Below are 25,407 nucleotides of genomic sequence, written 5' to 3'. Positions count from 1 at the left end.
TTTCAATTCAAAATCTTCTATGCAAACCATTAAACATTCCTACTTAAATTTTATAAGTTTGGATTATGGCGAAAAGTAAATTTGAGCAATCTTTAGCAGATGGTGCTCACCAACAGCTTCAAAGTTTAATAGGTACTTGGAATGGGATAACCAAAACATGGTTCGAAAAGGACGTACTGGCAGATGAATCTCAGGCTGAAGCAAAAATTACTTCTATTTTGGGTAAGCGTTTTATTTCTCTTGATTACCAGGGAAGTTTGAAAGGAAAAGCTTTTGAAGGGAAAATGATTATCGGTTTCGATATTCCTTACCAAAGATTTACGACAAGTTGGGTCGATAGTTTTCACATGGGTACGCAGATTATGCTTTCGAGTGGTGAGGCTACAACAAACGGTTTTTCTGTTTTTGGCGAATATGGCAGTCCGGAATATGGCGAGCAGCTTTGGGGCTGGAAAACAGTGCTTGAAATAATTACGAAAATGAAATCGTATTAACGGCTTACAATGTTTCGCCGGAAGGGGAAGAAGCTAAAGCTACCGAAACGATTTATAAGAGAGATTAAATATGTTGGTCGGGATTGCAAATCTCGACTAATAGTAGAAATTAAATATGTTAGTCGGGATTTGTAATCCCGACTTGCAAATTCTTAAAGTGGATTATAAATCCACAACTCATTCAGACGAGATTGCAAATCTCGACCAGCAGTAGGTTGGGAATCTTAATCCTTCATTTAAAATGCATTAAGATTTCCGCATACGCGGGAATAACGTACCAAAAAAACTAAAATAAGCTAGGCGAAGCCTGATTGGCCATTACCGGGATTTTTAAATCAGTTCCAACAGCTTTATTCAGTTTCTCCGTAAAATAGGCGGAAAATAACGGAGAGGAAAGTTCTACATTCTGGTGAACAAAGAAATATAAGTTTTGTAAACCTTGCGCCTTCCAGCTCACAATTCTTTCAATCCAATCGTCTAAGCGTTTTTTATCTATGTCATCATCGTTTGCGCCAACAAAACGCACAAAGGCTGTGGGCGAAGTTAAACGCATATGCAGCATATCTCTTCTGCCTGCAGTATCAACAATGATATTGGCCACACCATTTTCCTGAAACAATTGTGCAAATTCGTTGGCAATGGCCGGATTTGAAAACCATTCTCCATTTCTAACTTCAACACCTAAAGGAATTACTTTTGGGAATTCGTTAATTACAATTTTTAGCCTTTCAAAATCTTTAGGCTTAAAGTTATCGTGCAATTGAAGAAAAGCCATTCCTAATTTATCTTCGAAATTACTGATGGCATCGCAATACTGTTCTACAGGTTCTTTAACGTTAATCAACCTTTTAAAGTGACTGATGGTATTGGTCAGTTTTGGAAAAAACTTAAAATCTGCAGGTGTTTTTTGCGTCCAGGTGATTACCTGTTCACGGCTTGGCATACCATAAAATGTTGCATTAAGCTCAATGGAATTAAATTGAGTAGAATAATAAGTCAATTCATCTTTAGTTCCTTTTGGATAAAACCCCTTTAAATCTGCCTTATTCCATTTGGCGCAACCCACATAGGCCTGGAAAGATTGTTTAGGTTTATTTGCTGCCAAAACTGTTGCTGTTTCAGGAGCATCAGCAGGAAGGGTATAATCTATAATGGTTGGGTCGTCTACTTTACCGAATTGCATTTTTAATATATGTTATGTGATACTAATTACATTAACTTCCTCTTTTTTATTTAAAAGAACTTCTAATGCTGAGTTAATCTTTGGTTCTAACTTTTGCCAAAATAGTTTATTTGAACAATTCCCGAATTTAATAAGAATAAGTTTTGGAGGAGCACCAAACCAATCGATTAATTCTTTGAAATCTGAATCCTTAGAAACAATTATGACATTTTTTTTAATTTGAGCCATTCTAAAAATGGTCAAGTCATCTACTGAATGTAAATTTAGACTGAAAGAAGATCTTGTTTTAAAATTTGTGTATTCTGAAAGCCATTTGGCAATTATAGGGGATATATTGGTGTCGGTCCAAATTTCCCAATTATTCATACATTAAGTCCTCATTTATTTTTTGTGCGCTATATAAGAGTACAGCCCTAATATCTTCCTTTTCTAGGATGGGGTGTTCCTCTAGAATTTGTTCCTCACTCATGCCGCTTGCTAATAATTCAAGTACATCAGAAACTGGAAATCTCAACCCACGTATTGTAGGTCTTCCTCCCATCAAACCATCTGTAGCAATGATCCGATCGAATAACTTAATTTGTTCATGTGCCATACTCAAATATAAAAAATATACCTCAGTAAAAAAACTGAGGTATATGCGTATTTTAATGAAATTTTGTTTTTGCACTCACCAAATTCCCAACTGTAAACTGAATTAGTAACCCAGAATCTTCAATACCTGCTTACTATTCTGTTCTTCTCCAAAAACTTCGAAATTGAAACTTTCATCACGGTTTCTGCGGATCAAAACATGCTTGGGGCTTGGCAATAAACAATGGTGAATACCACCATAACCGCTCAGTACTTCCTGGTAAGCGCCAGTATGGAAGAAACCTAAATACTGCACCTTACGCGTTTTCGGCATAAATACACTATTCATGTGTGCCTCCTGGTTGTAATAATCCTGCCCGTCGCAGGTAATACCACCTAAGTTAACCCGCTCATATTCAGCGTCCCAGTTGTTAATTGGTAATAAAATGTATTTTTGATTTAATGCCCAAACATCAGGTAAGTTGGTAATAAAAGAACCATCCAGCATTAACCAACGCTCACGGTCGTTCTGTTGTTTACGGCCCAATACTTTATATAAAATACCAGAAGCCTCTGCAACCGTATATTTGCCAAATTCGGTAATAATATCTGGTTCCATTACGTCGTGGATCGCGCAGATTTCTTTAATCCTTTTTACAATTTCGTTTACCATGTATTCGTAATCGAAATCGAATACCAACGAATCTTTAAATGGCATACCACCACCAATATCCAGGGTATCTAAATCAGGATTGATCTTTTTAAACTTGCAATAAAGCGTTACGTATTTCTCTAACTCGTTCCAATAATATGGCGAATCGGTAATACCAGAGTTAATAAAAAAGTGTAATAATTTAACCCTGAAATTAGGGTTGTGAACGATTTTATTGTTGTAGAAATCAATAATGTCTTCCATACGCACACCTAAACGCGAAGTATAGAACTGCGAATCTGGCTGCTCCTCAGCTGCAATACGGATACCTAAGTTACAAGGGGTATCAATATCAACCTCATCATCAAAAAGATTAAACTCTTCTTTGTTATCTAAAACAGGGATAATATTGGTATAACCATCATGCAACATATCAATGATATATTGTTTGTACTGGTAGGTTTTAAAGCCGTTACAGATAATGGTGGTATCTTTCGTTAACACGCCTTTTTTCTCCAGCGCATCAACCATCGGCATATCAAAAGCCGAAGAAGTTTCCAAGTGGATGTTGTTTTTTAAAGCTTCTTCTACAATATGCTTAAAATGCGAGCTTTTTGTACAGTAGCAATATTTATAATCGCCACGATAATTGTTCTTTAAAATAGCGGTTTGGAAAAGAATCTTCGCCTGCTGAATCTTCTTGCTTACCATTGGTAAATACGTGAAACGTAGGGGAGTACCGTAAGTTTCGATCATTTCCATCAGGTTTAAATCCTGAAAATATAATTCATCATCTATAACATCGAAGCCCTCTTGAGGGAAACCAACACTTAGATCAAGAAATTCTGAGTAACTCTGCATTTACTTTTAAATAATTTTTGCAAAAATGTAATTTTAAATCGAGAATTAAACGGTATTGAAAATATTTTTACTGTAAGGAAACGCTTAGCCTAACTACAAAAAATGCCGACAAATTGTTTTGAATAGAAAGTGGGTGGTTCTATTTTGTTAATGATCTGGAAAACAGGAGCTAATAATATTTTAAGTTTAAAGATTTGGAAAGCAGGTTCCTGTTTTTATAGATTGGGATTGGCCCTGCTCTCCACTTTACTCGTTGCACTCGTGTTCGTTCCGATCAGGTTTAGTTGGTAAGGACGGTGCTGCTATTTAAGGTTTAATAGCGAGTTGGCTAATCAATTATCAAATAACGTGTTATCCTTTACGGAGGTATTTGGTTAAAATTACAATAGTTTGTCCTTCAACTTTACCTTCAATCTGTTCGATATTATCATGAACTAATCTGATATTTTTAACTACAGTACCCAGTTTAGCGCTCAAAGTTGAGCCTTTAACATCTAAAGTTTTAACCAAAACCACGGTATCTCCTTCAAATAAGCGCGTGCCGTTGCTGTCCTGATGAAATTCTACAGTTCCATCTTGCTCGTGGTCGCCGGTTTTTTTAGCCCACTCCAAAGTTTCATCTTCAAGGTATAAAATATCCAGACTATCTGCTGCCCAGCCTTCATTTCTTAACCTGCTCAACATTCTCCAGGCAACAACCTGTACCGGGGCAAATTCCGACCACATGGTTTCCGTTAATATTTTCCAATGGTTTGGTGCAAGCTGTTCCGTTTTTTCAATCTGATCTAAGCAGGTTTTACAAACTAAAATACTGTTATCGCTATTGGCATTGCTGGTGGGTGGCACTTCGTATACCGATAAATTGGTTTCAGCGGTGCATAATTCGCATTTATTACCCGAACGGGTCTGTAATTCTTGTGCTAAAGACATCTTGATAGTGGATTTTTGGCGAAAGTAATAAAACTAATCGGAATCTCGCGGATCGTCATTTCGACCGTAGTGTTCCAAAGGAACTCCTTTGGAGGAGAAATCTTTTAAATTTTGGTTTGATAGAAAGGAATGTTTTCTAATCATTTGGAAAGCAGGTTGCTGTATTTATCGGTTTCAGTAGCCCTGCTCTTCACTTTACTTGTTGCACTCGTGTTCGTTCCGATCAGGTTTATTTAAATTGGGGTGGTGCTGCTATTTGAGGTTTAATAGTGAGTGCAATTATGCGACAGGTTTTTCGTGTTTCTGTGGCAAAATAAAAATGGTTCGTGGAGACACGGACCACGGCGAGGAGATGGGTTTTCCGCGCGCTCCGAGCTTCCGTGGCAAAAATACAATGGCTCTGAGATAAGCGACATGGTTGAGAAATAATGTTTTCTAATCATTTGGAAAGCAGGTTGCTGTATTTATCGGTTTCAGTAGCCCTGCTCTTCACTTTACTTGTTGCACTCGTGTTCGTTCCGATTAGGTTTATTTAAATTGGGGTGGTGCTGCTATTGAAGGTTGAATAGCGAGTTGCATTTGTCAGATGGGTTTTCCGTGTTTTCAGAGCTTCCGTGGCAAAATAAAAGTGGTTCATGGAGACACGAACCACGGCGAGGAGATGGGTTTTCCCTGCGCTCCGAGCTTCCGTGGCAAAAATAAAAATGGCTCTGAGATACGAGACATGGGCGAGAAATAATGTTTTCTAATCATTTGGAAAGCAGGTTACTGTTTTTATCGGTTTCAGTAGCCCTGCTCTTCATTTTACTTCGTTGCACTCGTGTTCATTCCGATCGGGTTTATTTAAATTGGGGTGGTGCTGCTATTGAAGGTTGAATAGCGAGTTGCATTTGTCAGATGGGTTTTCCGTGTTTTCAGAGCTTCCGTGGCAAAAATAAAAATGGTTCGTGGAGACACGAACCACGGCGTTGAAATAGAAAAGCCGTTATTGTTGACGGCATACTAATATTTACTCGGCAAATGTATCTCAGCCAGCATGCATCTTGCACTGCCGCCGCCATTTTTTTCGATCGTGTAAAGTGGTGCATAAATGATTCTGCTGTATTGTTCTAATGCAGCAATCTGCTCGGCAGTTAAGGATAAAAAAGCCTGTTCCGACATCACCAATAAACTTTCGTTTTCTGCATTGGTAACCTGTAACATGTTACCCGCAAATTTATTCATCTGTTCCAGACTGATTTCGATGATTTCTTTTCCACTACCTTTTAAACTGATGGTTACATTTAATTTCTCTTCAGGAACGCGAATCGAATCCAGACAGATTACAGCAAAACGGTCGCCGATGCACATCATTACGTTGGTATGGTAAATCGGGAAATTCGATCCGTCTACGGCCTGAAAGGCCACCGGTTCGTATCCGGTGAGCATGCAAAAATTGTTCAGTACTTCTTCATCGGTACGTACACTTAAGCAGGCGTAAGCAATTTTATTGGCACGATCTAATACCATGCTTCCGGTACCTTCTAAAAACGCATGTTGTTGTTCGTAAAAGCTTAAATCGCTGATGTGGTTAACTTCGAAATTTTCTTTCAAGCCATCCAGAATTTCTTTTCTGCGCTCTAACCGGCGATTTTCAGAAAACATCGGATAAAGATATACTGAACCATCTTCGTGAAAAGAGACCCAATTGTTCGGGAAAATAGAATCAGGTGTTTCAGGTTGTAAAGTATCGTCTACAACCGTTACATCAACATTGTTTTTTCTTAATAAATCAACAAAGACATCAAACTCTTTTAAGGCTTCTGTTTGTACATTGGTTTCAGTAGATGCAACTTGAAACTTATTATTTCCGGCTGTTTGCTCATTGAATTTAAAATCAACAGGGCGGATCATGAGGATATGGTTGGTAGATTGCATAAAGGTAAGAGGTATAAGGCATAAGGTTTAAGGTAGACCTATGTCGCCTGTTTAATTACTTATTATATTTCTAGTTATGGTTCGATTTGTTATGAAAGATAATTATTTTTCGATTTATGAGAACATTGAATTTTAAAGCATTGGGTTTTAACCCTAAACCCTATACCTTACGCCCTAAACCTCAAATATTGTCTCTTAAAATTGGTAAACTCATACAATGGAAACCACCACGTGCACGTGATAATTCTGCCGATGGCATTAAAATCAAAGTATCGGTTATGGTTTCGGCATTTACTTTGCCACTTTCTAAATCCTGGATCAAATCTTTCACATCCACCACATTAAAACCGGCAGCTTTAAAGGCTTCAACGGTTTTATCGTTTCTATCGTAGCCTAAAACAACTCCTTCTTTAATGGCTAAAAGGTTACATGAATCGGTCCATTGCTCACGCGAATCGTAAGGGAACTGATTATTTCCGCTGTAGATGATTTGGGTAGGCTCGGTGCTTTTTAAATCGTTCTGGCTAATGTCATTTAATAAAGCTTCTACATGTTCGAAATGTTTCGGCTCTTGTGGATTCGCTTTTGTAAACTGAATAGCAGTGGTAGCCTCCAATTTTTCGGGTTCTTTTAAAAAGTTGATCGGCTCGTAAGGATTATATTTCGGCGAATGGGCAATCGAATTCAAAATTACCCAGGTATTGCGTTTAACCTGTGTAAAAACAGTATCCAGGTGCATATAATCGCGTTTGCTCGGTATTTTTACCACCGTAACTTTTTCTACCACATCCTGATCGAACAATAATTTAATCGCTTCGTTGGCACCATGTTCAGAGGTTCTTTCGCTACAACCGATCAATACGTGGTTTGGGCTCACCATCATCACGTCTCCACCTTCTAAAGTGGTACTGAAAGCAGGTTCATCGCCTGGGCGTAAAAAGTGCATCGTAACATCCGGAATTTCGAGGATATTGTTGCGGTAGCCCTCAAACAATGGATGGTTGAAGAAAATATACCGCATTAAAAGTGTTTCGCGCACACGGGCTTTTTTTGCCGGTTTGTTTAACAGGATATGGTTGTTAATGGTTGTGCCCACATCCCTGGTAAAAATTAAATTGGGGATGGGCGCAAAAATCATTGTATCGTTGGCTAATGTTCCTGAGATAAAAATCTCTGCCAATTGTTTCGGATCGGTATCTGTTAATTCTAACTGAACCTTATAAGTACAACCTTCAATCGCACAAACAGCAGCAACCAGTTTTTTACGGATGGATTCGTTCTCCAGCATTTCGCTTAACAGGTTCTGAATCTCGATTACCGATTGAGAATTGTGAAAATCGGGGTGGTTGGGTTTGTAAAAATTACGGTTGGATGCTTCCGAATCTATTTCGGCCAGTTTTCCCTTAATCTTATCAGGATCAAGAAAATACATCAACACTTTAATATAATAATCGTATTCGCCTTTACGGATGGTATCTAAATGCACAATATCTTCGAAAAGCCAATCTTGTGCCTTAGAGGGTACTACTTTGCCTAATCCACTATCAGGACTATGTATTAATAATTTACGCAATCTGCCGATTTCGGTGTTTACGCTCACTTTAAAATTGGGGTTCTGCTCGCTCATAAAAAAGTTAGTTATTGCAAATCTATTAGAATTTTTGAGAGTCCGAAAGTCAGGGGGCCGAAAGTCCGAAGATATAGTTTGAAAATAGGTGCTGGAAAAGTTAGAAGACCAATGAGATTTATAGTTATAGGCATTCTGTCTTCTGACCTCGGACTCCCAACTTCGGACTTTTTTATTGCACAGAACCAACTAAATAAACCTTATTGAAGCGGCAGCTCCCGATTCCTTCAATCGGGACTATAGCGGAAAGAAGGACTATCGGAACCGATTGGCACTACTTAGCTTTCCAAACCCTTTAAAAGCTCGAAAACCTTCCACCTTAAACCTTTCACCTTCCACCTTTTTTACATATTTTTGGCGCATGAATTTTATTATTGCCGAAACACAGAAAGCCATTTTTGAACTTTATAAGGAAGAAGTAGCCGAAAGTGTAATCAACATACAAGAAACACGTAAAGAATTTGAAGGACAGGCAACAATTGTTGTTTTTCCGATTACCAAAATTTCGAAGAAATCGCCTGAACAAACTGCCACTGAGATTGGTGAATATTTGGTTGCCAACGTAACCGATATTACTAAATTTAATGTGGTTAAAGGATTTTTGAACTTAAGCATTGCCGAAAGTTATTTCTTAAAACAATTTAACGAAGAAATTTTATCGCCTGATTTTGGCGTGTATGCATCGAATGGTAAAAAGGTAATGGTAGAATATTCGTCGCCAAATACCAATAAACCGCTTCACCTGGGGCACGTGCGTAATAACCTATTGGGCTACTCGGTTTCTGAACTGCTTAAAGCTTACGGTTACGATGTGGTGAAAGTAAACCTGGTTAACGACCGTGGTATCCACATCTGTAAATCCATGCTGGCCTGGCAAAAGTGGGGTAATGGCGAAACACCCGAAAGTACAGGCTTAAAGGGCGATCACCTTGTTGGGAAATACTATGTAATTTTTGATAAAGAGTACAAAAAAGAAATTGATGCTTTAAAAGCTGAAGGACAAATAGAAGAAGAAGCCAAGAAAAATGCGGCATTGATTAAGGAAGCACAACAAATGCTGTTGAAATGGGAGCAAGGGGATGAGGAGGTAGTTTCGCTTTGGAAAACCATGAACGAGTGGGTTTACGCTGGTTTTAATGTAACGTATAAAAACCTCGGAGTTGATTTTGATAAATTCTATTACGAAAGCAATACCTACCTGTTAGGAAAAGGTACGGTTGATGAAGGTTTGGCCAAAGGTATTTTCTTTAAAAAGGAAGATGGTTCGGTATGGATCGATTTAACTGCCGATGGTTTAGACCAGAAATTGGTTTTACGTGCTGATGGGACTTCGGTTTACATTACACAGGATTTAGGTACTGCCGAAATGAAACACGACGATTTCAACATGGATGAGTCGATTTATGTGGTGGGCAATGAACAGGATTATCACTTTAAAGTGTTGTTCCTTATTCTAGAGAAACTAGGCAAAAGCTGGGCAAAAGGTTTATACCATTTATCGTACGGAATGGTCGATTTGCCAAACGGTAAGATGAAAAGCCGCGAGGGAACTGTTGTAGATGCAGATGAGCTGATTGAGAGCATGGTAACTACCGCCCGCGAAAAAACAGAAGAATTGGGTAAAACCAACGATTTTAGCGAAGCAGATAAAGAAGAGCTGTATAAAAATATAGGTTTAGGCGCTTTAAAATATTTCCTTTTAAAGGTTGAGCCAAAGAAACGTTTGTTGTTCAATCCTGCTGAAAGTATCGATTTTCAAGGGAATACAGGTCCATTTATCCAATACACGCACGCGCGGATTAAATCGCTGTTGAGCAAGTCTGAGTATAAGTTTGGCGTTGGGAGTTTGGAGTTTGGCGGGATTAGTGACGTGGAATTGGAAATGATTCTGCAATTGGCAAAATACCCTGCAGAGATTGCTATTGCGGCTAAGGCCTACAGTCCGGCAAGTTTGGCCAACTATTTATACGAACTGGCCAAGCTGTTCAACAAGTTTTACCATGAGGTACCGCCAATTGTAAAAACAGAAGAAGGTGAAACGAAACAATTCCGTTTAAACCTAAGTAAAAAAACGGCTGATATTATTCATGCCGGGATGTTGATTTTAGGCATTACTTCGCCAGAGCGAATGTAGATACTGTTGGCTGAAGTCCGCGGTAATGAATTTGGAAGAATTGATTTAAAAATTTAATTAGTGGTTAGCGAACTGATTTTACTTTGTCTGGTGGCTTTTGCTGCCGGATTTATAGATGCTATTGTAGGTGGCGGTGGTTTATTACAAACTCCCGCCATTTTACTTATTTTGCCCCATTATCCTGTAGCCACGCTTTTAGGCACTACCAAAATCCCGTCAATGGCGGGTACAACGCTGGCCGCTTTCAAATATTCAAAACAGGTTCGTTTTAATTACAAAGTACTTGCGGCTTGTGTGCTAACTGCGTTTTTAGCGGCATTGTTGGGCGCGTTTTTGGTAAGCAGGATAGATAATTCTGTCATCAAGCCTGTAATCCTCGTTGTGCTGATTTTAGTTGCACTTTACACCTACTTTAACAAACAATTTGGTATCCACCAGGAGAAAGACCATTCCCTTAAACAACAGGTTTTAATGGCTGCTTTATTTGGAATATTAATCGGTTTTTATGATGGCTTAATCGGACCAGGCACAGGATCTTTTCTAATTTTGGTTTTTATTGCCGTATTGGGCTTCGATTTTATTGGCGCCAGTGCACATGCCAAAATTGTAAATATGGCGACTAATCTGGCAGCCATTGTCTATTTCAGTTCTACAGGACATATCCTGTTCCAATACGCCATACCGATGGCACTGTTTAACTTAACCGGAGCTTTTTTTGGTGCAAAACTGGCCTTGCTTAAAGGAAATAAATTTGTCCGTGTATTTTTTCTGATCGTTGTTTTTGGAACAATTTTACGTTTTGCTTATGATATTTTGAAAGCGTATGTCATGTAAAAGGGTAATGTAAAATAATATACTTTTCAGGAATACTTTCGTTTATCGCTAAGTAATTTAATTATCTAAACCCCAAAAATTACTTTCCGATACAGAAAGTAAATTAATTATGATTATCAATGATTTAACTATAAAAAATAACAAATAAGTAACAAAATATATGATTTATCATCAATTTTAATCCGAATCAACGTTTATATTTTTTGTGGCTTCTGTTAAATGGGCTGGCGATTCAGGTCCTTCCCATATATTCCCATTCAACATATATATCTCGTAATAAATTATCCATTCGGCAAGCCATGGTGGTGTCAAATCTGCAACCGTACTATTTTCCGTCCATTTAAGGTCAAATGGATAACTTAAACACAAACTATGGTCCTTGTACATATGAATGTGCTTAGAGGGTTCAATTTTAGGATAAAGTATAGTGGTCTTAGGTTCTTTGCCTAAAACATATTCAATTAAAACCTTATACCTATTTGCGCAATCAGGTGGGGACATCCATCCTACACACTTTAAAACATTATTAACTATAGAACACTTCATAAAAGAAAATTTATTTTCCATTAGATATTTCTGATAGCTTAAATAAGCATATTTGTGATTTCGCCTTTTAGGAATCATTACTTGTCATTAAAGTGAAACCGATGTTCCTGGTTCTTTGTGCCATTAGGATTTGAAGTAATGTGACCTTCAGAATTAGTATAAGCATTACTTGACCCGATAACTGAAGCAGTAGTTCGCAATCTTGATAGTCTATCTGTATCTTGTGAATTAACACCAAAAGCCCTCCTAACAGTATTAATCCCAAATGATAGATTAAGAATCTCTGGTGCAGCTTCAAATTGTTTAGAAATCTCACTACCCTTTAATAGAGAAAGGAAACGGTTATGCCATTCATAAAACTTAGCTTCTAATCTTGGCTCACCCAACCATTTGTCTGCAAAATTTTCACTTGGGTTAACTGGGTTAGTAATCCAACTAGTGCCATTTCGCTTTTCGATATAATTGGGCATTTGTTCGACTATCTTTAAAACAATATCATAGAACAAATTAGAAGATGATTGATGCATCATTACGTCAGTATAGGATCTAGCCGCCAACGTAGTAATTATAACTGATATTGGCTTTAGATCGTTATCACCGTAGAGTTGATCTCTATGCTTTTTCATCAACTGTACAGCTCTTTGAAGTGGGGTGCGTACTTTGTACTCTGGTATTTTATCAATACTCATCTTCAATTCAATAGAGAGCTTATTCCTTATTTGGTCAGCTTGGACTTGCATTACGTCCAAAAACCAAAGCGCATAACCTTCTGGATTACTTCTGGGAAATTCTGTCGTAGTATCATAATAATTACTATTTCTATTATCTGTAATTTTTATAGCATGTTTCGCATATTTTTCTGGAACTCCAAGTCTAAGTAACCATTGATAATCATCTGGAACTGCAGGAACAATGTCTAAATGAAAATGAGTTGCTTCACTATAAATAAGCCTCCAACAACGATGCTTTTCTTTTAACATCCTCTGATAAGTAGCACTACTATTTAATCTATCAGCTATAAGTTTTTTAATCCTATATTGACTATTTGGTAAATTAATATATAACCAACATGTGGTATCAACATCAAATTCACAATCATCTCGGTCAGGTCTAACAACTGTACCAATTCTAAATGAACCCTGCGGAACTAAGCGTGGATTGTAAATATAAAGACTACCTGTAGGATCACCTAAGAATCTACCAACACTACCATATCTATCTATTGCATCTTGATATTGAGAATCTGTCAAGTCAATTGCTTGACCTAATTTTTCAAGTACTGCACCTGCGTACTGTCTTTCGCTAAATGTTAAAAATTGATTGCTCATATTAATTGAAATTAAGGGTTGGTATAAATTGATTTTTAACCCTGCACTGATCGTACATTTTAAAGGGGACGTCTGCCTTTGGCATCCAAACTCTCCCAAGCTCTAAAGCAGCAGAAATCGGCATTGCTGGAAATACATGCAAACATTCATTTTGCCCATGCTTTTGCTTTATAATATTAAATATCTGTCTAGCAGACCGTCTAAAACTTGACAAAATTTCTTTTGTGCGTAGACAATCGTTATGAGGATTCTTAATAGTTAATTCCCATATACTACAGTTATCACTTAATACTTGCTCAATTCTATCATTTGTAATATTTCCGCTTAGTGAAATTTTCAATACGGGAATCCCATCATACTTAGATGGAGGTGTTATTATAAATTCACAATCACTATTATCATTTTGCCAATTCCATGAGGATGGTTCTCTATGTCTTTGAAATACTTCAACTTCGTACAAGTCTGAAAACAAAGTGCCTAATCTTACTAATAATGGGATAGGTGCTAATGCAAAAAGTGAAAAATGTTGAATTTCATGTTTCCCTTTTAGGGACGATATGTTTTGACGGAACGCTTCTTTCACTTGTTCATCCTGCAAAATCCAATAATTATCGTCATGGTCAGCAGAAACACTATTAAGTAGTCCTAATTCAATTGCGGTAAGTTGTGAAGGATATTTATGAGGAATCATAGCATTTGATGCTTCCTTATAATTTAATGGAACTTTATGTTGTCCAATATTTGCACCAAAAAAAACAATGTGGCTTTGTTTGTCAGGTACTATTGATGTCAGCATTTCAACTCGTGTTTCATGAGCCAGTTTCATTCCCATTAATCGCTCTACGGTATGCAATTCAACTTGCTCTTTGTCTATCAAACGATGGTGTTCATCACACATCAACATAAGATTAGAAATATCCTTATTCAACTTAGGAGAATATTCTGAGCTATATCTAGGCCCATTTTCACTATCAGCATATATATGAGCTATGTAAGATGTATTAAACTCAGTTTTAGTTAGCTTATCAAAAAAAAGTTGCTTATTGCAACCATCATATTCACATCTCCCTGCGGCCTTGCCCCAAAGTCTGAATTTCACTGATTCTGGTATCTTAGTTTTAGACATAACTCTTTATTATACTGTTGTTTACTATTCAAAAGTAAGTATTAAAAAACCCATATTATAAAATAATTATCCACATAAAATAAAATGCAAATAACTAAAAATCAAATACTTAAATAAGTAAAAACTAAATATATAAGCATTTTAGCTAATTTCAATAGCTATATTTTTTGTTATCATTGAAAACTGCTAATAAAAACACGAATGCTAACGCTAACCAGATGAAAATATTTATTTGGTCACTTTTAGAAATGTTCTTTTGAACCATATTACTATAATGCTCGCAATTGAAATTAAATAGATTATATTTTTTACCTTTCATGGATATTGCTCTATCTATAGCAATTCTTCTTTCGTTTTCATTGCCGGGGAATTTTTCTATCCTTGTAATCTTAGGAGAATTCTTCAAAAAAAAATCAGCTTTAGTAAAAAGTACTCCCTTACCAATAATATTTTCGGCAAACCAACTATCTCCTTTTTGATCATTACCGAGAAAAATAGCATGATGCTGAACTAATTGAAAATCACTTTTGGGAACCACTATCCTATCAGCAGGCTGAATATTTACTAGATTATCGTAACAGTTTTGTGGATTAATTTTATTTATATTAGATTTAATCATATTCTTGCATTTAAGTTGTTTTATAATTAATACATTTGTTTCATCAAAGAAACGAAATTAATCAGTGTTTCACAAGTGAAACACTTGTTTAGTTATTAACACATTTATAGATTTTTTCAACAAATGAGCAAAAACCTTGATACTGAAAAATTATCAGACTTGTTACGATCAAAAAGAGGCTCCAGAGGATTGAGACTAATCGCCACTGAAATTGGTGGGGTAAGTGCGTCTACACTTTCAAGAATCGAACAAGGTAATTTACCTGATATTGAAACATTTTTAAAAATTTGTTCTTGGCTGGAAGTTGCTCCTGATTTTTTTACCAAAACAGAATTAACGAAAACAGATTCTAAAAATCAAGTTATAGCACACTTAAGAGCTGACAGAACACTGCCTGTAGACACTGCAGAAGCCCTAATTCAAATGATTAATCTTGCTTATGAGTCAGCAGACAAGTACATCAAAAAGAAATAATACTAAACTTTCTTTTAAAAGAGGATTTAAAACTGAAGCTGAAAAAAAATCTATCTTTTTTAGAAAAGAACTAGGTTTAAAATCACATGATTTCTTATGTGCGTTTAAATTATGTGATTATTTATCTATACCAATCTTAACGCCGAACAACATCAACGGGCTCGATAGAATATATTTAGACAACTTGTTAGGTAAAGGAAGTGAATTTTGGTCCGCCGCTACAATTCCTTTAAGTAACAATGAATATTTGATAATACATAATGATTCCCACTCACCAGCTAGGCAACAAAGCAACTTAATGCACGAGCTTGCACATGTAATTTTAAAACACACAACATCCGAATCGTCCTCTATTAGTGGCTTAGGCGGATTGTTAAGAGACTTCAATACCGAGCAAGAAAATGAAGCTGAATGGTTAGGAGCAAGCTTACAACTACCAAGAGAAGCGTTGTCATGGTGTTTATATAAAAAAATGACAACTACTCAAATAGCTGCCAAATTTTCTGCAAGCGAAATAATGGTAAATTACAGAATTAATATAACTGGAGTTAGGAATCAGTTTAAGTAATTGATTTTCTGCTATAAATTGGTTTTGTTTGAGTGATTCGGTCATAATCAAACAAACGCTTTTCAGTTTGCCGAGCTGTTATTTTCAGTTCTTTAGCAAGTTTTCTAATTATCAACAAATACATTTCCCATTCTTTTAAACTAAATGCCTGTCCTTTTTCATTTGAATTTACCAACTTAGCCCTATATAATTGAGTCCATACTCTAATATCTATTACAGGAAATATTTTCTTGTCATAAAACATTAGGATTGCAGAAGCCGAAGGTATATTAACACCTGTTAAAGCTGTAAGGATATGAACTTTTAAATTTTCATTTTTTGTTGTGAAAGCCAGATTAGTTATCTCTTTTACATCAATCTCGGAATTCTTAATATAATGCTTAGATGGTCTGGGAGATTTCCATTTCAAAATCATGATCAACTCATCTTTTGTTAAGAAATTTCTTTCCTTTAACATATAAAATCGAGAGAAAAGGGAATTAGTAACATCATCTTCAACATCTGGCATTAAAGCTAATTTGTTTAAAAGGTAATTTTCCATTTGAAATTGGTTTGATAGAAATCGCACTACATTTCGAAGTACTGTTTTCTAACACTTATTTTAAATACTTTGAGGACATGTCAATTTTGACGAGTTGCTGGTTAAGGAGTTTAAAATTGCTTATTTTTGGAGGAGCAACAACAATAAGCTCATCAATGCGCTTTGACTTATATTCTGCACGTAACTCCATAAGCAGTCTGCCTAAAACATTTTTTCCTATTAGCTGAGTGTCATTAAGTTTTTTTGCACCCCAGAACTGATCATTTTTTGTAAATTCGACAATATTTTTATTAAAAGTAGAATTCAAAAGTTCACCAAATCCATAGTAATTTTGTGCCAACTTTATCTTTAAGCACCACTTCATTACTTTTACTCTTATTGAAAGCCAATCCTCCCTTTCAACACCTTTCTTTGATAGCATCTTGACAGTGAAAGGGCTGCTTTCCGTCAATATTCGTTGTTGTATTTCAAAATTCTCTGGAAATTTACATGCTTGATATAATGCCTCAACCGAGGAAATTGACAAATTATTAATCCTGATTTTGTAAAGGGTTGACATATTTGAAAGACCACCAAATTCATCCGTGTTTTTTTTGAAAATACATGAATCTGCCAAATCATATATTCGAAAGTTATTTTCTAACTCTATGTATTTCATTATTAACCAAATAACTCCTTAAAAAAATCATCCCACCCAGATGCACTGCCATATTCTGTATAGTTTCGTTTAAACAGAGGTTGCCAACCTTTATGTTCATACCAAAACACCATAGGAGTATTATAAGGCACATTTCGCCAGGTAAAGAAGAGTGTTCCAAAGCCAAAAGATTTATCCGTGGTTAGTCCGTTTCCTAATGGTCTCATCCGAACTTTTTTAGAATCAGCAAGATTATATAGTTCTATGGACTTTTTTAAAATAATTTCTTCAAATCTATCTCTATTTGCATTTGATGTAAACATCGACTCTTTTGATGGATAGTTCTTGTCACGATAAAAATAATTTTCAGTGCGTGAATATCTTTTTTCATCACAATATCCATCGACTTTTTCTTCGATCTGAGCTCTACAATCTTCAATTAATTTTTCTTCCGCTTTATATTTTGGATATATAAACTGTAGCGCTGAATTTTGCGGTTTTCTATAATCGTTATCAATTCCATGGTTATCCTCCCAAATAAAACCTAGTTGGATATTTTTATGCTCCCTATTAAACCGAGATCGCACTTTATACATATTAAGATTATGAACGGCATAAAAAATTGAAATTACATTTAATTTCTTCTCTTCCATGAACTCTTTATTATTCTTGTCGGCGGCAAAATCAGCCTTTTGAAGCCAGTCACTTAGCCCTTTAAAAAGAGTGTCGCCTGTGCATAATATATCATCTAAATATATTACAGCTATGACATTATCCTTGCCACAGTTCGAAATATCCAAATCAAATTCTTCTCTTAATACGTCACCTAAAATATTTAATATATTTTTTTGACTTTTATCTTTTGGTTGTTGATCAATAAAGTATAGTTTTCCAAAAATGTCTTTTAAATCCGTTAATCCGAAATTGCTTTGGGCCATCTTTGCGATATCCTTAAAAAGGATTCCTTTAAAATACTCCTTAAAGTTATCCTTAGAAGCATATCTTAATTTTAGAATGTGTAGTAACTCTGAGAGTAAGAACTCTTGATCTTCTTCATCAAACTGTCTAATCCAATTAGTAATTATATCTATTGACATTTCGCCATCTTCACCTTCTCTATATCCTTTGACAATTTCAAATATTTGATTTATTAAATTCTTCATAAGTTGAGGGTTAATTATATCCTAAGTTAGCACTTTAACCGAAATAGTTATTGAAGTATTAATAAAAGTTAAGGTAGTTCGATGTAGATTTTTAGTTTTAAAGATTTGTTTATCCTAAGAATCATATAAACTTTATCAAGATTTAAAATATTTAAGTCAATTTTATAGTCAAATCAATTATAATTTATCAAGACAGATGTTACATACAGAAATTTATGCTTCTACAGTTGTTGAGACTAAGCAATCAATATTTAATGCAATAGAAGAGTTTTCAGATTTAGTTATTCAATTATCCATGTCTGGCGAATTCTCAGACATAGATGATTTATTTGATGAGGGAGACGAGATTGTTTTTAGCGTTAAAGACTTTCTTCATTCAAATGATGAAAGAGTAAAGGAGATAATTAAGGTGTTGAATGTTTTAAGAGATGCCCAACAGTTATTTAATTAAGTCATTATCCAACTTCGTCATTCTATTGCATATTTTATCGTTATTTCTTTGCTGCCTTTGCGAAAATTATTTTTGTACAACTATCTAAATATAAATTGAATTCTAAAATTTGTTTAGGACTATTTTTATACTTCAGTAATTTCTCTGCATTTAAAGCTTGACATTTTTGGATGCCGTAATTTTCAGCTTCTTTAGGATTATCAATAACATGTTGGTAGCAGTCGCATACTTCTTTTGCATCAGATTTAGGATTATTACATCCAACTGCAACTATAGCAAGTATTGAAATTAGAGTTAAGCTTTTGTATTTCATTTTAAGAGGATTAATTCTGTTATTTTTATAATGTTTACTTATGGCTGTTATTTTTTTTTAATTTGCTATAACTGAATTACAAACTAATATTGCTGCAAATCTAAAACAATTTTTATTTTTTAGGCATGTATGCCTAAATGATTTTTAGCTATTCGCTACAATTTTGGCAAATGCCATTAAATACAAGTGAGATAGATATCCTTAAGCGTTTTGGAGAAAATATTCGCAGGATTAGACTTGAAAAAGAATGGTCGATGGAATTTTTAGCAAATGAAGCTGGTGTGGAGCTTTCTCAAATTTATCGAATCGAAAAAGGGAAAATCAATCCCAAGCTTACTACAATCATTCTTTTATCGAAGAAATTAGATGTTGATTTTAGCGAGTTGCTTAATTCTTTAAAGGTTTAAGTATAAAATAAAAAAGGATGTGTAGAATTTAATTCTAAGCACATCCAATTCTTTAAATTAATATCTCAACATTAAACTGTTAATATGCTGACTGATGAACTCTAATCATCAAATAAGAGCATTGCATCAGTTTTATTCATGTTATGCAGCTTGCTGATGTAGATAAACAGCTTCGATACGGTAATCAAGCTCTTCTTTAAGTTGCGGATTTAAGTATTCCAAATCATCAATCGATTTTAATAGCTTTCGAATTTTATATCTTATGTTTTTATCCAATTTAGAATTGGTAACTGCGTTAAAAATCACCTCAATACCACCGTTAGCTTTTATTCCTTCTTTAATTAACCAATCAGTTAATGATTTTTTGGAAGCTAACTGTATTTTAGAAGATACTGGTTGAGTAATTTTAGGGATTGATACATAGGACTCGTACCATGCCTTGATAAGCTTTGAATATGTATCTACATTGTACAAACTAACCAAAGAATTATCTCCTAATATTTCTTTAATATTCTTTTTAAGCTTTAACTCGTATCTTAAAATATTTTCATTATTAAACATTAAAGTCTTGTTTTTCGATTTCGCTTCTTTAAATTTATTGTAAAAAACAATTTCTGAAACATTATCATTTTTCTTTAAATATAATGTTTCGTTGCTGAGCTTCCAGGGTTTAAATCCGACAGGTGCAACAATTAAATCCAAATAAGAATTTACATCTTGATTCATCACTAAATTATGGCCAATATCAATCTGTTTGATTTTAGCATCGCTAATATCAAATTTTAATACTTCATACAATGAATCTAAACCATTCTTCACTTCTTTAAATGAAATTGGGACTAAATTATTACCATGAAAAAGTTTATTCAAGCTACCTGTTGCAACGAACTTATTTTTTGTTAAAAAAAATAGCCAATTTTTATACTTAAAATTTATGCTATCTCCATGCTTGTATTTTCTGATGCATACATATTCAAATTTGTTGTACATCAGATCGTGTAACTCTTTATAATCGAAGTGTCTTCTATCGATTTCAAATTTTAAAGTATCTATCATGATAATTTTGCGTTTAAGGTTACACTTTTGGTTACTTTTTTACGCTTATTATAATGAAGGCTACTTGGATACATTAATTCTTCATCAATCGACCGCTGAATTTCATCTACAGATGCAATACGATGTGAATTAACATAACTTTCAACTTCTTCTGTTTTAAACAGAATTTTCTTGCCTCCTGGGCAGTATTTTGGTAATACGTTGTTGTGGCTTAACTTATAAGCTGTTGATTTCGAAATGCCCAAATAAATGCACAAATCTTCTACTGTTAAAAATGCTTTTAGCATGATTAAATGGATTGAAATAATTTTCCGTTTTTAGAAGTTGCGATTGTATTGGCTTTTTAAGGCCACCAACTACAGAGAGTTGGATTTTACGATTTGGGATTTGCTTTTTAAAGCAATTTTCGATTCGCTCGAGTTGTGTACTTTAACTGAACAGTACAAAGATAGATAAGAAGATTTAAAGCAAAAAAATTATTTTAAAATTCTAACAGATATTGAAATAGAATGAGTTATTAATCTTTATCAAAAACTTTAACTGCATCAATTTTCTTTGTGTCGATAATTTTCGCATAAATCATTGTTGTTTTCAAATCTTTATGTCCTAACATCTTGCTTACAACAGGAAATGCAACATCGTTAGTTAGTAAATAAGTAGCGTAAGTATGTCTTGCTGAATGAAAAGTTATATGCTTATCCAGTATTCCTGCTTGCATAATCCATTTTTTAAGCTTAAGATTATTATAAGCACTATATTTTAAACCTTTAAATATTTTTTCTTCTGCATTCTTTTCCTCTCCTAAATATTGTAGTGCGATTTTGTTTATAGGGAGTATTTCGTATGATTTAGTTTTTTGTTGCTGATATTTAATTGAATATCCAGTTTTTTCGCTAAACCTTACATCGCCCCATTTAAGTTTTATAATATCTGAAAATCTTAGGCCAGAATAAACCCCAAATAAAAAAGCATTTTTTATGGTGGGTTCCTCACAATCGGTAATAATTAACTTATCAATTTCCTCATCAATTAAAAATTCTCTTGTTGTATCGCCAGGCTTGATGGATTTTACAGGCTTAACAATATTCTTTTTTAAAATTCCTTCGTCAAAAGCCTGATTAAGTGAAATCCTAACTTTGTTAAAATAAGATGATGCTGCGTTTTGAGAAAGAACCTTATTGGCTTTAGTTCTGTAAGTGCTCAAAAAATAATCTCGTATATTATTTAAATCTTTATCTGTTAAATCGTTAATTCTAACATCTTTACTATCAAAGTACTCTACTAATATTTTGTATGCACTATCCCAATTGCCATAATTACCTAAACTACCCCTCTTTTTTTCTTTAATAGCTTTGAAGTAATCCAAAAACTTAATGTTTGATTGCTTTACACTAACAAGACTGTGGTTGTTTTCTATTATTTCAAGCTCTTTCTTTTTACAGATTGTTTCAGCCTTTAATCGTTTCTCTTTATTTTGAGCCTTTTTTGTAGGCGTATTTGCATTTTCATCAAGATATATATTGAGTGATTTTACTTCTCGAACTCCATTAACATATACATCTAGCATTAAACTTATTTTCCCATTTTTCAGTTTGCGTTCCCTTATTGTTACCATAGCTATTATTGTTATTTTTTGTTACTTAAAATACAGAATAACAAATACGTAACAAATTTAATGATAATAAATGAAAATAAATATTAATATTTACAACATAAATAGCTGTTTAATAGATGATAGGAAAACAAATGAAAACATCGGAAAACATAATTACTTTCCGATACAGAATTTCGTGAATATATTCTCCAACAAATCATCCGTAGTAACTGTACCCGTAATTTCACCAAGATAATGTAGCGCTTGTTTAATGTCCATTGCTAAGAAATCGGAGGTAACCGGATTATCTACATTAGCCAAAACCCTTTGCAGGGCATGTTCTGTTTGTTTTAAAGCTTCTACATGGCGGATATTCGTCACCAGGGTTTCGCTGGTATTAATATGGTGCAAGTTAACCTGTTCCAATAAATTGGTTTTTAATTCATCGATACCCTGTTTTTCTTTAGCAGAAATAAAAACAACATCTAAAGCTTCGAAAGCTTTACGTTGTGCATCTGCTATAAGGTCGGCTTTATTGACTAAAATTAAATAGGGGATAGCCAATTGTGCTAAACCCCGAATCTGCTCTTCAATTTCTGAAATACTTTGAGCAGCATCGGCCATATAAATGATCAGTTTGGCCTGTTTCATTTTCTCTAAAGTGCGTTCTACCCCTAAAGCTTCAATAATATCGGCAGTATCGCGGATTCCGGCCGTATCGATAAAGCGGAAAACAATGCCGCCAATGGTCAGTTCATCTTCAATGGTATCGCGTGTGGTTCCGGCAATATCCGAAACTATAGCGCGTTCTTCGTTCAGGAGTGCATTCAATAGTGTAGATTTGCCCACATTAGGTTTACCCGCAATAACAATGGGAACCCCGTTTTTAATCACATTTCCCATTTCGAAAGAGGAGATTAAACGTTGCAGAATGTAGTTGATTTTGTTCACCAGGTTTTTTAGCTGCTCACGGTTGGCAAACTCTACATCCTCTTCTGCAAAATCAAGTTCGAGCTCAATCATCGAAGCGAAATGGATCAATTGTTCGCGTAAACCTTTTAATTCGTTGGCAAAGCCTCCGCGCATCTGTTGCATCGCTACATCATGCGAAGCCTTCGAGTTTGAAGCAATTAAATCGGCTACTGCCTCTGCCTGACTTAGATCAAATGCACCGTTTAAAAAGGCACGTAAAGTAAATTCGCCAGGTTTGGCAGCACGGGCTCCTTTACTAATTAACAGGTTAATAATCTGTTGGATAATATAATTAGAACCATGGCAGGAAATTTCTACCACATTTTCTTTGGTATACGATTTTGGGGCAACAAATAAACCCGCCACCACTTCATCAACAATATGATCGCCATCTTTAACCAGGCCAAAATGTAAAGTATGCGAGGCCTGCTTTTCTAAATCTTTTCCTGCAAATATTGTATTGGTAAGTGAGATAGCCTCTGGACCAGATAAACGGATTACGCCAATGGCGCCAGAACCTGAGGGAGTAGATAAAGCAATAATGGTATCTTGATTGTTCATGTGTGGTATTAAAGTTGCAAAAATAAGGCTAATCTGTGGGTATATCGTGTAAGGGAAGTAATTTTTTTAAGCATTGATTAATCGGTTAACTGACGCCAAACGCAAATCGCTCAACGCCAAATCAACTAGCAGCCCTTCGACTCCGCTCAGTGTGACATATCGAGGGGAGATCGATTAATTGACTCTCAATGCTAAGCGCCCAACTCCAAACTGGTTAATGAGTTAATTGACTTCGGACTCCAGACTGCCGACTTCGGACTATAAACTCATTCCGCTTTTCAATATTAAAGCTTATCTTAAAACATTTTCACTCCGATTGTGTTTAAACCTCAAATCAGAATAAGCTTTTATGACGAACAATTTACCACTGACCGTTAAACGATCGATAGAATTATTGGGTCTGATGGCCATTGTAGCCGTTATGGTAATCGGAAGAGACATTATCATGCCCATGTTGATGGCTTTTTTTATCAGCATTATGCTGCTGCCGGTGTACCGCTTTTTAAAAAGAAAAAAAATACCCGAATCGTTAGCCATTATCTTATCCATTTTATTAGTGGCACTGTTTGTAGCTTTGATCATTTGGTTTTTTTCGAACCAGATTGGCATTTTGGTTAAAGATTTTCCACAGATAAAAGCGAACGTAACACAGCATATCAATTCATTGAGCGATTGGATCAGTCGCATTACCCATTACGACGATAAGGAGCAAAAAGCCTTCATACAAACTAAAAGCGACGATTTGATGAACATGGGCACCTCACTTGCAGGTGGTGCTGCTGTTACCTTAAGCGGCATTTTCGTATTTATCGGTTTGTTGCCCATTTATATTTACCTAATGCTTTTTTATAAAGACATTTTATTGCGCTTTATCTTCATGTGGTTTAAAACAGATGATCATCCAAAAGTGAAAGAAGCGATTTATGAAACCGAATCGATCATTAAAAGTTACTTAATCGGACTGTTGATCCAGATCACCTATATGACCATTTTGTTGGGTGGAATATTGATGTTAATCGGTATAAAACATGCCTTATTAATCGGGGTAATCTTTGCCATCTTAAACCTGATCCCTTACGTGGGGGCCTTAATTGGTAACTTGATAGGGGTGCTGCTTACACTTACTTCATCGCAGGAATTGTGGCCGGTAATTACCGTTTTAGGCGTAATTGCATTTGTTCAATTTTTAGATAACAACATACTCATGCCGCGTATTGTAGGCTCTAAAGTGAAAATTAATGCCTTATTTGCCATCCTCGGGGTATTTATAGGTGGCAGTATAGCCGGGGTTTCGGGGATGTTCCTCGCACTGCCTATTGTGGCTGTACTCAAAATTGTCTTCGATCGCACAGAATCATTCAAACAATGGGGTGTGTTACTAGGGGATGAACGCCCGGCTAAAAGTCCGATGACTTTTCCCAACTTTAGGAAGAAAAAACCAGTGGCTACTAAAACGGGAATAGAGAAGGGATAAGCTAAGGGGAGAGGATGGGAAATGTGGTTAGTTCTTCGGTAATCGGCGTAATTTGCGGGAGGCAGTTGGTGCATAGGTTTCCCGCAGATTTAAGAAGATAAGCGCAGATGATATTTAATCTCTCTTCGTCGCGAAAAAATGTAAGCTAATCTTAACCTCCAAATTTACGCATTCTATAAATGGTCAGTTCTTCGGTAATCGGCGTAATTTGCGGGAGGCAGTTGGTGCATAGGTTTCCCACAGATTTAAGAAGATAAGCGCAGATGATATTTAATCTCTCTTCGTCGCGAAAAAATGTAAGCTAATCTTAACCTCCAAATTTACGACTCCATAAATGGTCAGTTCTGCGGTAATCGGCGTAATTTGCGGGAG

The 25,407-nt window shown here is 35.4% G+C and carries 27 protein-coding genes; 8 read left to right on the top strand and 19 right to left on the bottom strand.

Annotated features, from left to right (window positions below):
- Positions 1 to 65: 65 nt before the first annotated feature.
- Positions 66 to 494 (top strand): DUF1579 family protein, encoded by a 429-nt coding sequence (locus AW17_RS15225; protein WP_209444264.1) that lies wholly within the window; start codon positions 66 to 68, stop codon positions 492 to 494.
- A gap of 286 nt (positions 495 to 780) precedes the next feature.
- Here AW17_RS15225 and AW17_RS15220 read toward each other — a convergent pair whose 3' ends face one another.
- From AW17_RS15220 to AW17_RS15190, 7 genes are all read right to left on the bottom strand, one after another.
- A complete protein-coding gene (locus tag AW17_RS15220; RefSeq protein ID WP_029277867.1) occupies positions 781 to 1,677 on the bottom strand; it encodes a DUF72 domain-containing protein in 897 nt (298 codons plus the stop codon).
- A gap of 12 nt (positions 1,678 to 1,689) precedes the next feature.
- Positions 1,690 to 2,043, bottom strand: coding sequence for a DUF5615 family PIN-like protein (locus AW17_RS15215; protein ID WP_029277865.1), 354 nt, complete (start codon positions 2,041 to 2,043; stop codon positions 1,690 to 1,692).
- Positions 2,036 to 2,272 carry a DUF433 domain-containing protein gene (locus tag AW17_RS15210; RefSeq protein ID WP_083488731.1) on the bottom strand — a complete coding sequence of 79 codons (237 nt, stop codon included), beginning with the start codon at positions 2,270 to 2,272 and terminating at the stop codon, positions 2,036 to 2,038. The genes AW17_RS15215 and AW17_RS15210 overlap by 8 nt, the downstream gene beginning before the upstream one ends.
- A 102-nt stretch (positions 2,273 to 2,374) precedes the next feature.
- A complete protein-coding gene (locus tag AW17_RS15205; RefSeq protein WP_029277861.1) occupies positions 2,375 to 3,763 on the bottom strand; it encodes an arginine decarboxylase in 1,389 nt (462 codons plus the stop codon).
- A 351-nt stretch (positions 3,764 to 4,114) separates the two neighbouring features.
- A complete protein-coding gene (locus AW17_RS15200) occupies positions 4,115 to 4,693 on the bottom strand; it encodes a PhnA domain-containing protein (RefSeq protein WP_029277860.1) in 579 nt (192 codons plus the stop codon).
- A gap of 1,002 nt (positions 4,694 to 5,695) precedes the next feature.
- Positions 5,696 to 6,610 carry a citrulline utilization hydrolase CtlX gene (gene ctlX / locus AW17_RS15195; protein WP_029277858.1) on the bottom strand — a complete coding sequence of 305 codons (915 nt, stop codon included), beginning with the start codon at positions 6,608 to 6,610 and terminating at the stop codon, positions 5,696 to 5,698.
- 181 nt (positions 6,611 to 6,791) lie between these two features.
- Positions 6,792 to 8,237 carry an arginine deiminase family protein gene (locus AW17_RS15190; protein WP_029277857.1) on the bottom strand — a complete coding sequence of 482 codons (1,446 nt, stop codon included), beginning with the start codon at positions 8,235 to 8,237 and terminating at the stop codon, positions 6,792 to 6,794.
- Between the two features lie 361 nt (positions 8,238 to 8,598).
- Between AW17_RS15190 and argS the strand changes: the two genes are divergently transcribed.
- Positions 8,599 to 10,371, top strand: a complete 1,773-nt coding sequence (gene argS, locus AW17_RS15185; protein WP_029277855.1) for an arginine--tRNA ligase — start codon at positions 8,599 to 8,601, stop codon at positions 10,369 to 10,371.
- 60 nt (positions 10,372 to 10,431) lie between these two features.
- Positions 10,432 to 11,205 carry a sulfite exporter TauE/SafE family protein gene (locus tag AW17_RS15180; protein WP_029277853.1) on the top strand — a complete coding sequence of 258 codons (774 nt, stop codon included), beginning with the start codon at positions 10,432 to 10,434 and terminating at the stop codon, positions 11,203 to 11,205.
- 177 nt (positions 11,206 to 11,382) lie between these two features.
- Here the strand turns inward: AW17_RS15180 and AW17_RS15175 are convergent, their stop codons facing one another.
- The 4 genes from AW17_RS15175 to AW17_RS15160 form a co-directional block, all read right to left on the bottom strand.
- Positions 11,383 to 11,772, bottom strand: a complete 390-nt coding sequence (locus AW17_RS15175; RefSeq protein WP_157280327.1) for a type II CBASS E2 protein — start codon at positions 11,770 to 11,772, stop codon at positions 11,383 to 11,385.
- 56 nt (positions 11,773 to 11,828) lie between these two features.
- On the bottom strand, positions 11,829 to 13,079 hold the full coding sequence (locus tag AW17_RS15170) for a nucleotidyltransferase domain-containing protein (protein WP_029277851.1): 1,251 nt from the start codon (positions 13,077 to 13,079) through the stop codon (positions 11,829 to 11,831).
- A gap of 1 nt (position 13,080) precedes the next feature.
- Complete coding sequence (locus tag AW17_RS15165) at positions 13,081 to 14,205, bottom strand: SAVED domain-containing protein (protein WP_029277849.1); 1,125 nt, start codon at positions 14,203 to 14,205, stop codon at positions 13,081 to 13,083.
- A 151-nt stretch (positions 14,206 to 14,356) separates the two neighbouring features.
- Positions 14,357 to 14,824 carry a C40 family peptidase gene (locus AW17_RS15160; protein WP_029277847.1) on the bottom strand — a complete coding sequence of 156 codons (468 nt, stop codon included), beginning with the start codon at positions 14,822 to 14,824 and terminating at the stop codon, positions 14,357 to 14,359.
- A gap of 123 nt (positions 14,825 to 14,947) precedes the next feature.
- Between AW17_RS15160 and AW17_RS15155 the strand changes: the two genes are divergently transcribed.
- Positions 14,948 to 15,298 carry a helix-turn-helix domain-containing protein gene (locus tag AW17_RS15155; RefSeq protein WP_029277845.1) on the top strand — a complete coding sequence of 117 codons (351 nt, stop codon included), beginning with the start codon at positions 14,948 to 14,950 and terminating at the stop codon, positions 15,296 to 15,298.
- Entirely contained in the window at positions 15,264 to 15,866 is a 603-nt protein-coding gene (locus AW17_RS15150) for an ImmA/IrrE family metallo-endopeptidase (RefSeq protein WP_051691875.1), read from the top strand. Before AW17_RS15155 ends, AW17_RS15150 begins: the two co-directional genes overlap by 35 nt.
- Here AW17_RS15150 and AW17_RS15145 read toward each other — a convergent pair.
- Genes AW17_RS15145 through AW17_RS15135 form a run of 3 tightly spaced genes read right to left on the bottom strand, consistent with a single transcriptional unit; the run spans position 15,859 to position 18,207 of the window.
- Positions 15,859 to 16,407, bottom strand: coding sequence for a hypothetical protein (locus AW17_RS15145; protein ID WP_157280326.1), 549 nt, complete (start codon positions 16,405 to 16,407; stop codon positions 15,859 to 15,861). The two genes, AW17_RS15150 and AW17_RS15145, sit on opposite strands and share 8 nt — an antisense overlap.
- A 55-nt stretch (positions 16,408 to 16,462) precedes the next feature.
- Complete coding sequence (locus tag AW17_RS15140; RefSeq protein ID WP_036670093.1) at positions 16,463 to 17,065, bottom strand: NADAR family protein; 603 nt, start codon at positions 17,063 to 17,065, stop codon at positions 16,463 to 16,465.
- A gap of 2 nt (positions 17,066 to 17,067) precedes the next feature.
- Positions 17,068 to 18,207, bottom strand: coding sequence for a phosphoribosyltransferase-like anti-phage protein (locus AW17_RS15135; protein ID WP_029277837.1), 1,140 nt, complete (start codon positions 18,205 to 18,207; stop codon positions 17,068 to 17,070).
- A gap of 196 nt (positions 18,208 to 18,403) precedes the next feature.
- On the opposite strand from AW17_RS15135, the gene AW17_RS15130 reads away from it, so the two are divergent.
- Positions 18,404 to 18,658: a hypothetical protein gene (locus AW17_RS15130; protein ID WP_029277835.1), complete on the top strand. Its 255-nt coding sequence runs from the start codon at positions 18,404 to 18,406 to the stop codon at positions 18,656 to 18,658.
- 40 nt (positions 18,659 to 18,698) lie between these two features.
- On the opposite strand, the gene AW17_RS15125 is transcribed toward AW17_RS15130, so the two are convergent.
- A complete protein-coding gene (locus AW17_RS15125; RefSeq protein ID WP_029277833.1) occupies positions 18,699 to 18,971 on the bottom strand; it encodes a hypothetical protein in 273 nt (90 codons plus the stop codon).
- Positions 18,972 to 19,141: 170 nt separating this feature from the next.
- Between AW17_RS15125 and AW17_RS15120 the strand changes: the two genes are divergently transcribed.
- Positions 19,142 to 19,378, top strand: coding sequence for a helix-turn-helix domain-containing protein (locus tag AW17_RS15120; RefSeq protein ID WP_029277830.1), 237 nt, complete (start codon positions 19,142 to 19,144; stop codon positions 19,376 to 19,378).
- Between the two features lie 141 nt (positions 19,379 to 19,519).
- On the opposite strand, the gene AW17_RS15115 is transcribed toward AW17_RS15120, so the two are convergent.
- The 4 genes from AW17_RS15115 to mnmE form a co-directional block, all read right to left on the bottom strand.
- Entirely contained in the window at positions 19,520 to 20,434 is a 915-nt protein-coding gene (locus AW17_RS15115; protein ID WP_029277828.1) for a hypothetical protein, read from the bottom strand.
- Positions 20,431 to 20,721 (bottom strand): helix-turn-helix transcriptional regulator, encoded by a 291-nt coding sequence (locus AW17_RS15110; protein ID WP_036670090.1) that lies wholly within the window; start codon positions 20,719 to 20,721, stop codon positions 20,431 to 20,433. The genes AW17_RS15115 and AW17_RS15110 overlap by 4 nt, the downstream gene beginning before the upstream one ends.
- Before the next feature lie 230 nt (positions 20,722 to 20,951).
- A complete protein-coding gene (locus tag AW17_RS15105; RefSeq protein ID WP_029277827.1) occupies positions 20,952 to 22,049 on the bottom strand; it encodes a site-specific integrase in 1,098 nt (365 codons plus the stop codon).
- A 153-nt stretch (positions 22,050 to 22,202) separates the two neighbouring features.
- A complete protein-coding gene (gene mnmE / locus AW17_RS15100) occupies positions 22,203 to 23,561 on the bottom strand; it encodes a tRNA uridine-5-carboxymethylaminomethyl(34) synthesis GTPase MnmE (RefSeq protein WP_029277825.1) in 1,359 nt (452 codons plus the stop codon).
- Positions 23,562 to 23,910: 349 nt separating this feature from the next.
- Here mnmE and AW17_RS15095 point away from each other — a divergent pair, with 349 nt between their 5' ends.
- Positions 23,911 to 25,035 carry an AI-2E family transporter gene (locus AW17_RS15095; protein WP_029277822.1) on the top strand — a complete coding sequence of 375 codons (1,125 nt, stop codon included), beginning with the start codon at positions 23,911 to 23,913 and terminating at the stop codon, positions 25,033 to 25,035.
- Positions 25,036 to 25,407: the final 372 nt, after the last annotated feature.

This window comes from Pedobacter borealis DSM 19626, from assembly GCF_000708285.2.
Classification (GTDB): domain Bacteria; phylum Bacteroidota; class Bacteroidia; order Sphingobacteriales; family Sphingobacteriaceae; genus Pedobacter; species Pedobacter borealis.
The sequence above is the reverse complement of the archived record's forward strand: the minus strand, read 5'-3'. Positions and strand labels throughout refer to the sequence as shown.

Excerpts from the sequence above, each read along its gene's own strand:
- AW17_RS15095 (WP_029277822.1), top strand. The coding sequence starts at position 23,911 with ATGACGAACAATTTACCACTGACCGTTAAACGATCGATAGAATTATTG.
- AW17_RS15205 (WP_029277861.1), bottom strand. The coding sequence starts at position 3,763 with ATGCAGAGTTACTCAGAATTTCTTGATCTAAGTGTTGGTTTCCCTCAA.
- AW17_RS15115 (WP_029277828.1), bottom strand. The coding sequence starts at position 20,434 with ATGATAGATACTTTAAAATTTGAAATCGATAGAAGACACTTCGATTAT.
- AW17_RS15175 (WP_157280327.1), bottom strand. The coding sequence starts at position 11,772 with ATGGAAAATAAATTTTCTTTTATGAAGTGTTCTATAGTTAATAATGTT.
- AW17_RS15165 (WP_029277849.1), bottom strand. The coding sequence starts at position 14,205 with ATGTCTAAAACTAAGATACCAGAATCAGTGAAATTCAGACTTTGGGGC.
- AW17_RS15200 (WP_029277860.1), bottom strand. The coding sequence starts at position 4,693 with ATGTCTTTAGCACAAGAATTACAGACCCGTTCGGGTAATAAATGCGAA.
- AW17_RS15110 (WP_036670090.1), bottom strand. The coding sequence starts at position 20,721 with ATGCTAAAAGCATTTTTAACAGTAGAAGATTTGTGCATTTATTTGGGC.
- AW17_RS15170 (WP_029277851.1), bottom strand. The coding sequence starts at position 13,079 with ATGAGCAATCAATTTTTAACATTTAGCGAAAGACAGTACGCAGGTGCA.
- AW17_RS15155 (WP_029277845.1), top strand. The coding sequence starts at position 14,948 with ATGAGCAAAAACCTTGATACTGAAAAATTATCAGACTTGTTACGATCA.
- AW17_RS15125 (WP_029277833.1), bottom strand. The coding sequence starts at position 18,971 with ATGAAATACAAAAGCTTAACTCTAATTTCAATACTTGCTATAGTTGCA.
- AW17_RS15130 (WP_029277835.1), top strand. The coding sequence starts at position 18,404 with ATGTTACATACAGAAATTTATGCTTCTACAGTTGTTGAGACTAAGCAA.
- mnmE (WP_029277825.1), bottom strand. The coding sequence starts at position 23,561 with ATGAACAATCAAGATACCATTATTGCTTTATCTACTCCCTCAGGTTCT.
- AW17_RS15140 (WP_036670093.1), bottom strand. The coding sequence starts at position 17,065 with ATGAAATACATAGAGTTAGAAAATAACTTTCGAATATATGATTTGGCA.
- AW17_RS15160 (WP_029277847.1), bottom strand. The coding sequence starts at position 14,824 with ATGATTAAATCTAATATAAATAAAATTAATCCACAAAACTGTTACGAT.
- AW17_RS15145 (WP_157280326.1), bottom strand. The coding sequence starts at position 16,407 with ATGGAAAATTACCTTTTAAACAAATTAGCTTTAATGCCAGATGTTGAA.
- AW17_RS15220 (WP_029277867.1), bottom strand. The coding sequence starts at position 1,677 with ATGCAATTCGGTAAAGTAGACGACCCAACCATTATAGATTATACCCTT.
- AW17_RS15150 (WP_051691875.1), top strand. The coding sequence starts at position 15,264 with ATGAGTCAGCAGACAAGTACATCAAAAAGAAATAATACTAAACTTTCT.
- argS (WP_029277855.1), top strand. The coding sequence starts at position 8,599 with ATGAATTTTATTATTGCCGAAACACAGAAAGCCATTTTTGAACTTTAT.
- AW17_RS15190 (WP_029277857.1), bottom strand. The coding sequence starts at position 8,237 with ATGAGCGAGCAGAACCCCAATTTTAAAGTGAGCGTAAACACCGAAATC.
- AW17_RS15120 (WP_029277830.1), top strand. The coding sequence starts at position 19,142 with ATGCCATTAAATACAAGTGAGATAGATATCCTTAAGCGTTTTGGAGAA.
- AW17_RS15225 (WP_209444264.1), top strand. The coding sequence starts at position 66 with ATGGCGAAAAGTAAATTTGAGCAATCTTTAGCAGATGGTGCTCACCAA.
- AW17_RS15105 (WP_029277827.1), bottom strand. The coding sequence starts at position 22,049 with ATGGTAACAATAAGGGAACGCAAACTGAAAAATGGGAAAATAAGTTTA.
- AW17_RS15215 (WP_029277865.1), bottom strand. The coding sequence starts at position 2,043 with ATGAATAATTGGGAAATTTGGACCGACACCAATATATCCCCTATAATT.
- AW17_RS15210 (WP_083488731.1), bottom strand. The coding sequence starts at position 2,272 with ATGGCACATGAACAAATTAAGTTATTCGATCGGATCATTGCTACAGAT.
- ctlX (WP_029277858.1), bottom strand. The coding sequence starts at position 6,610 with ATGCAATCTACCAACCATATCCTCATGATCCGCCCTGTTGATTTTAAA.
- AW17_RS15135 (WP_029277837.1), bottom strand. The coding sequence starts at position 18,207 with ATGAAGAATTTAATAAATCAAATATTTGAAATTGTCAAAGGATATAGA.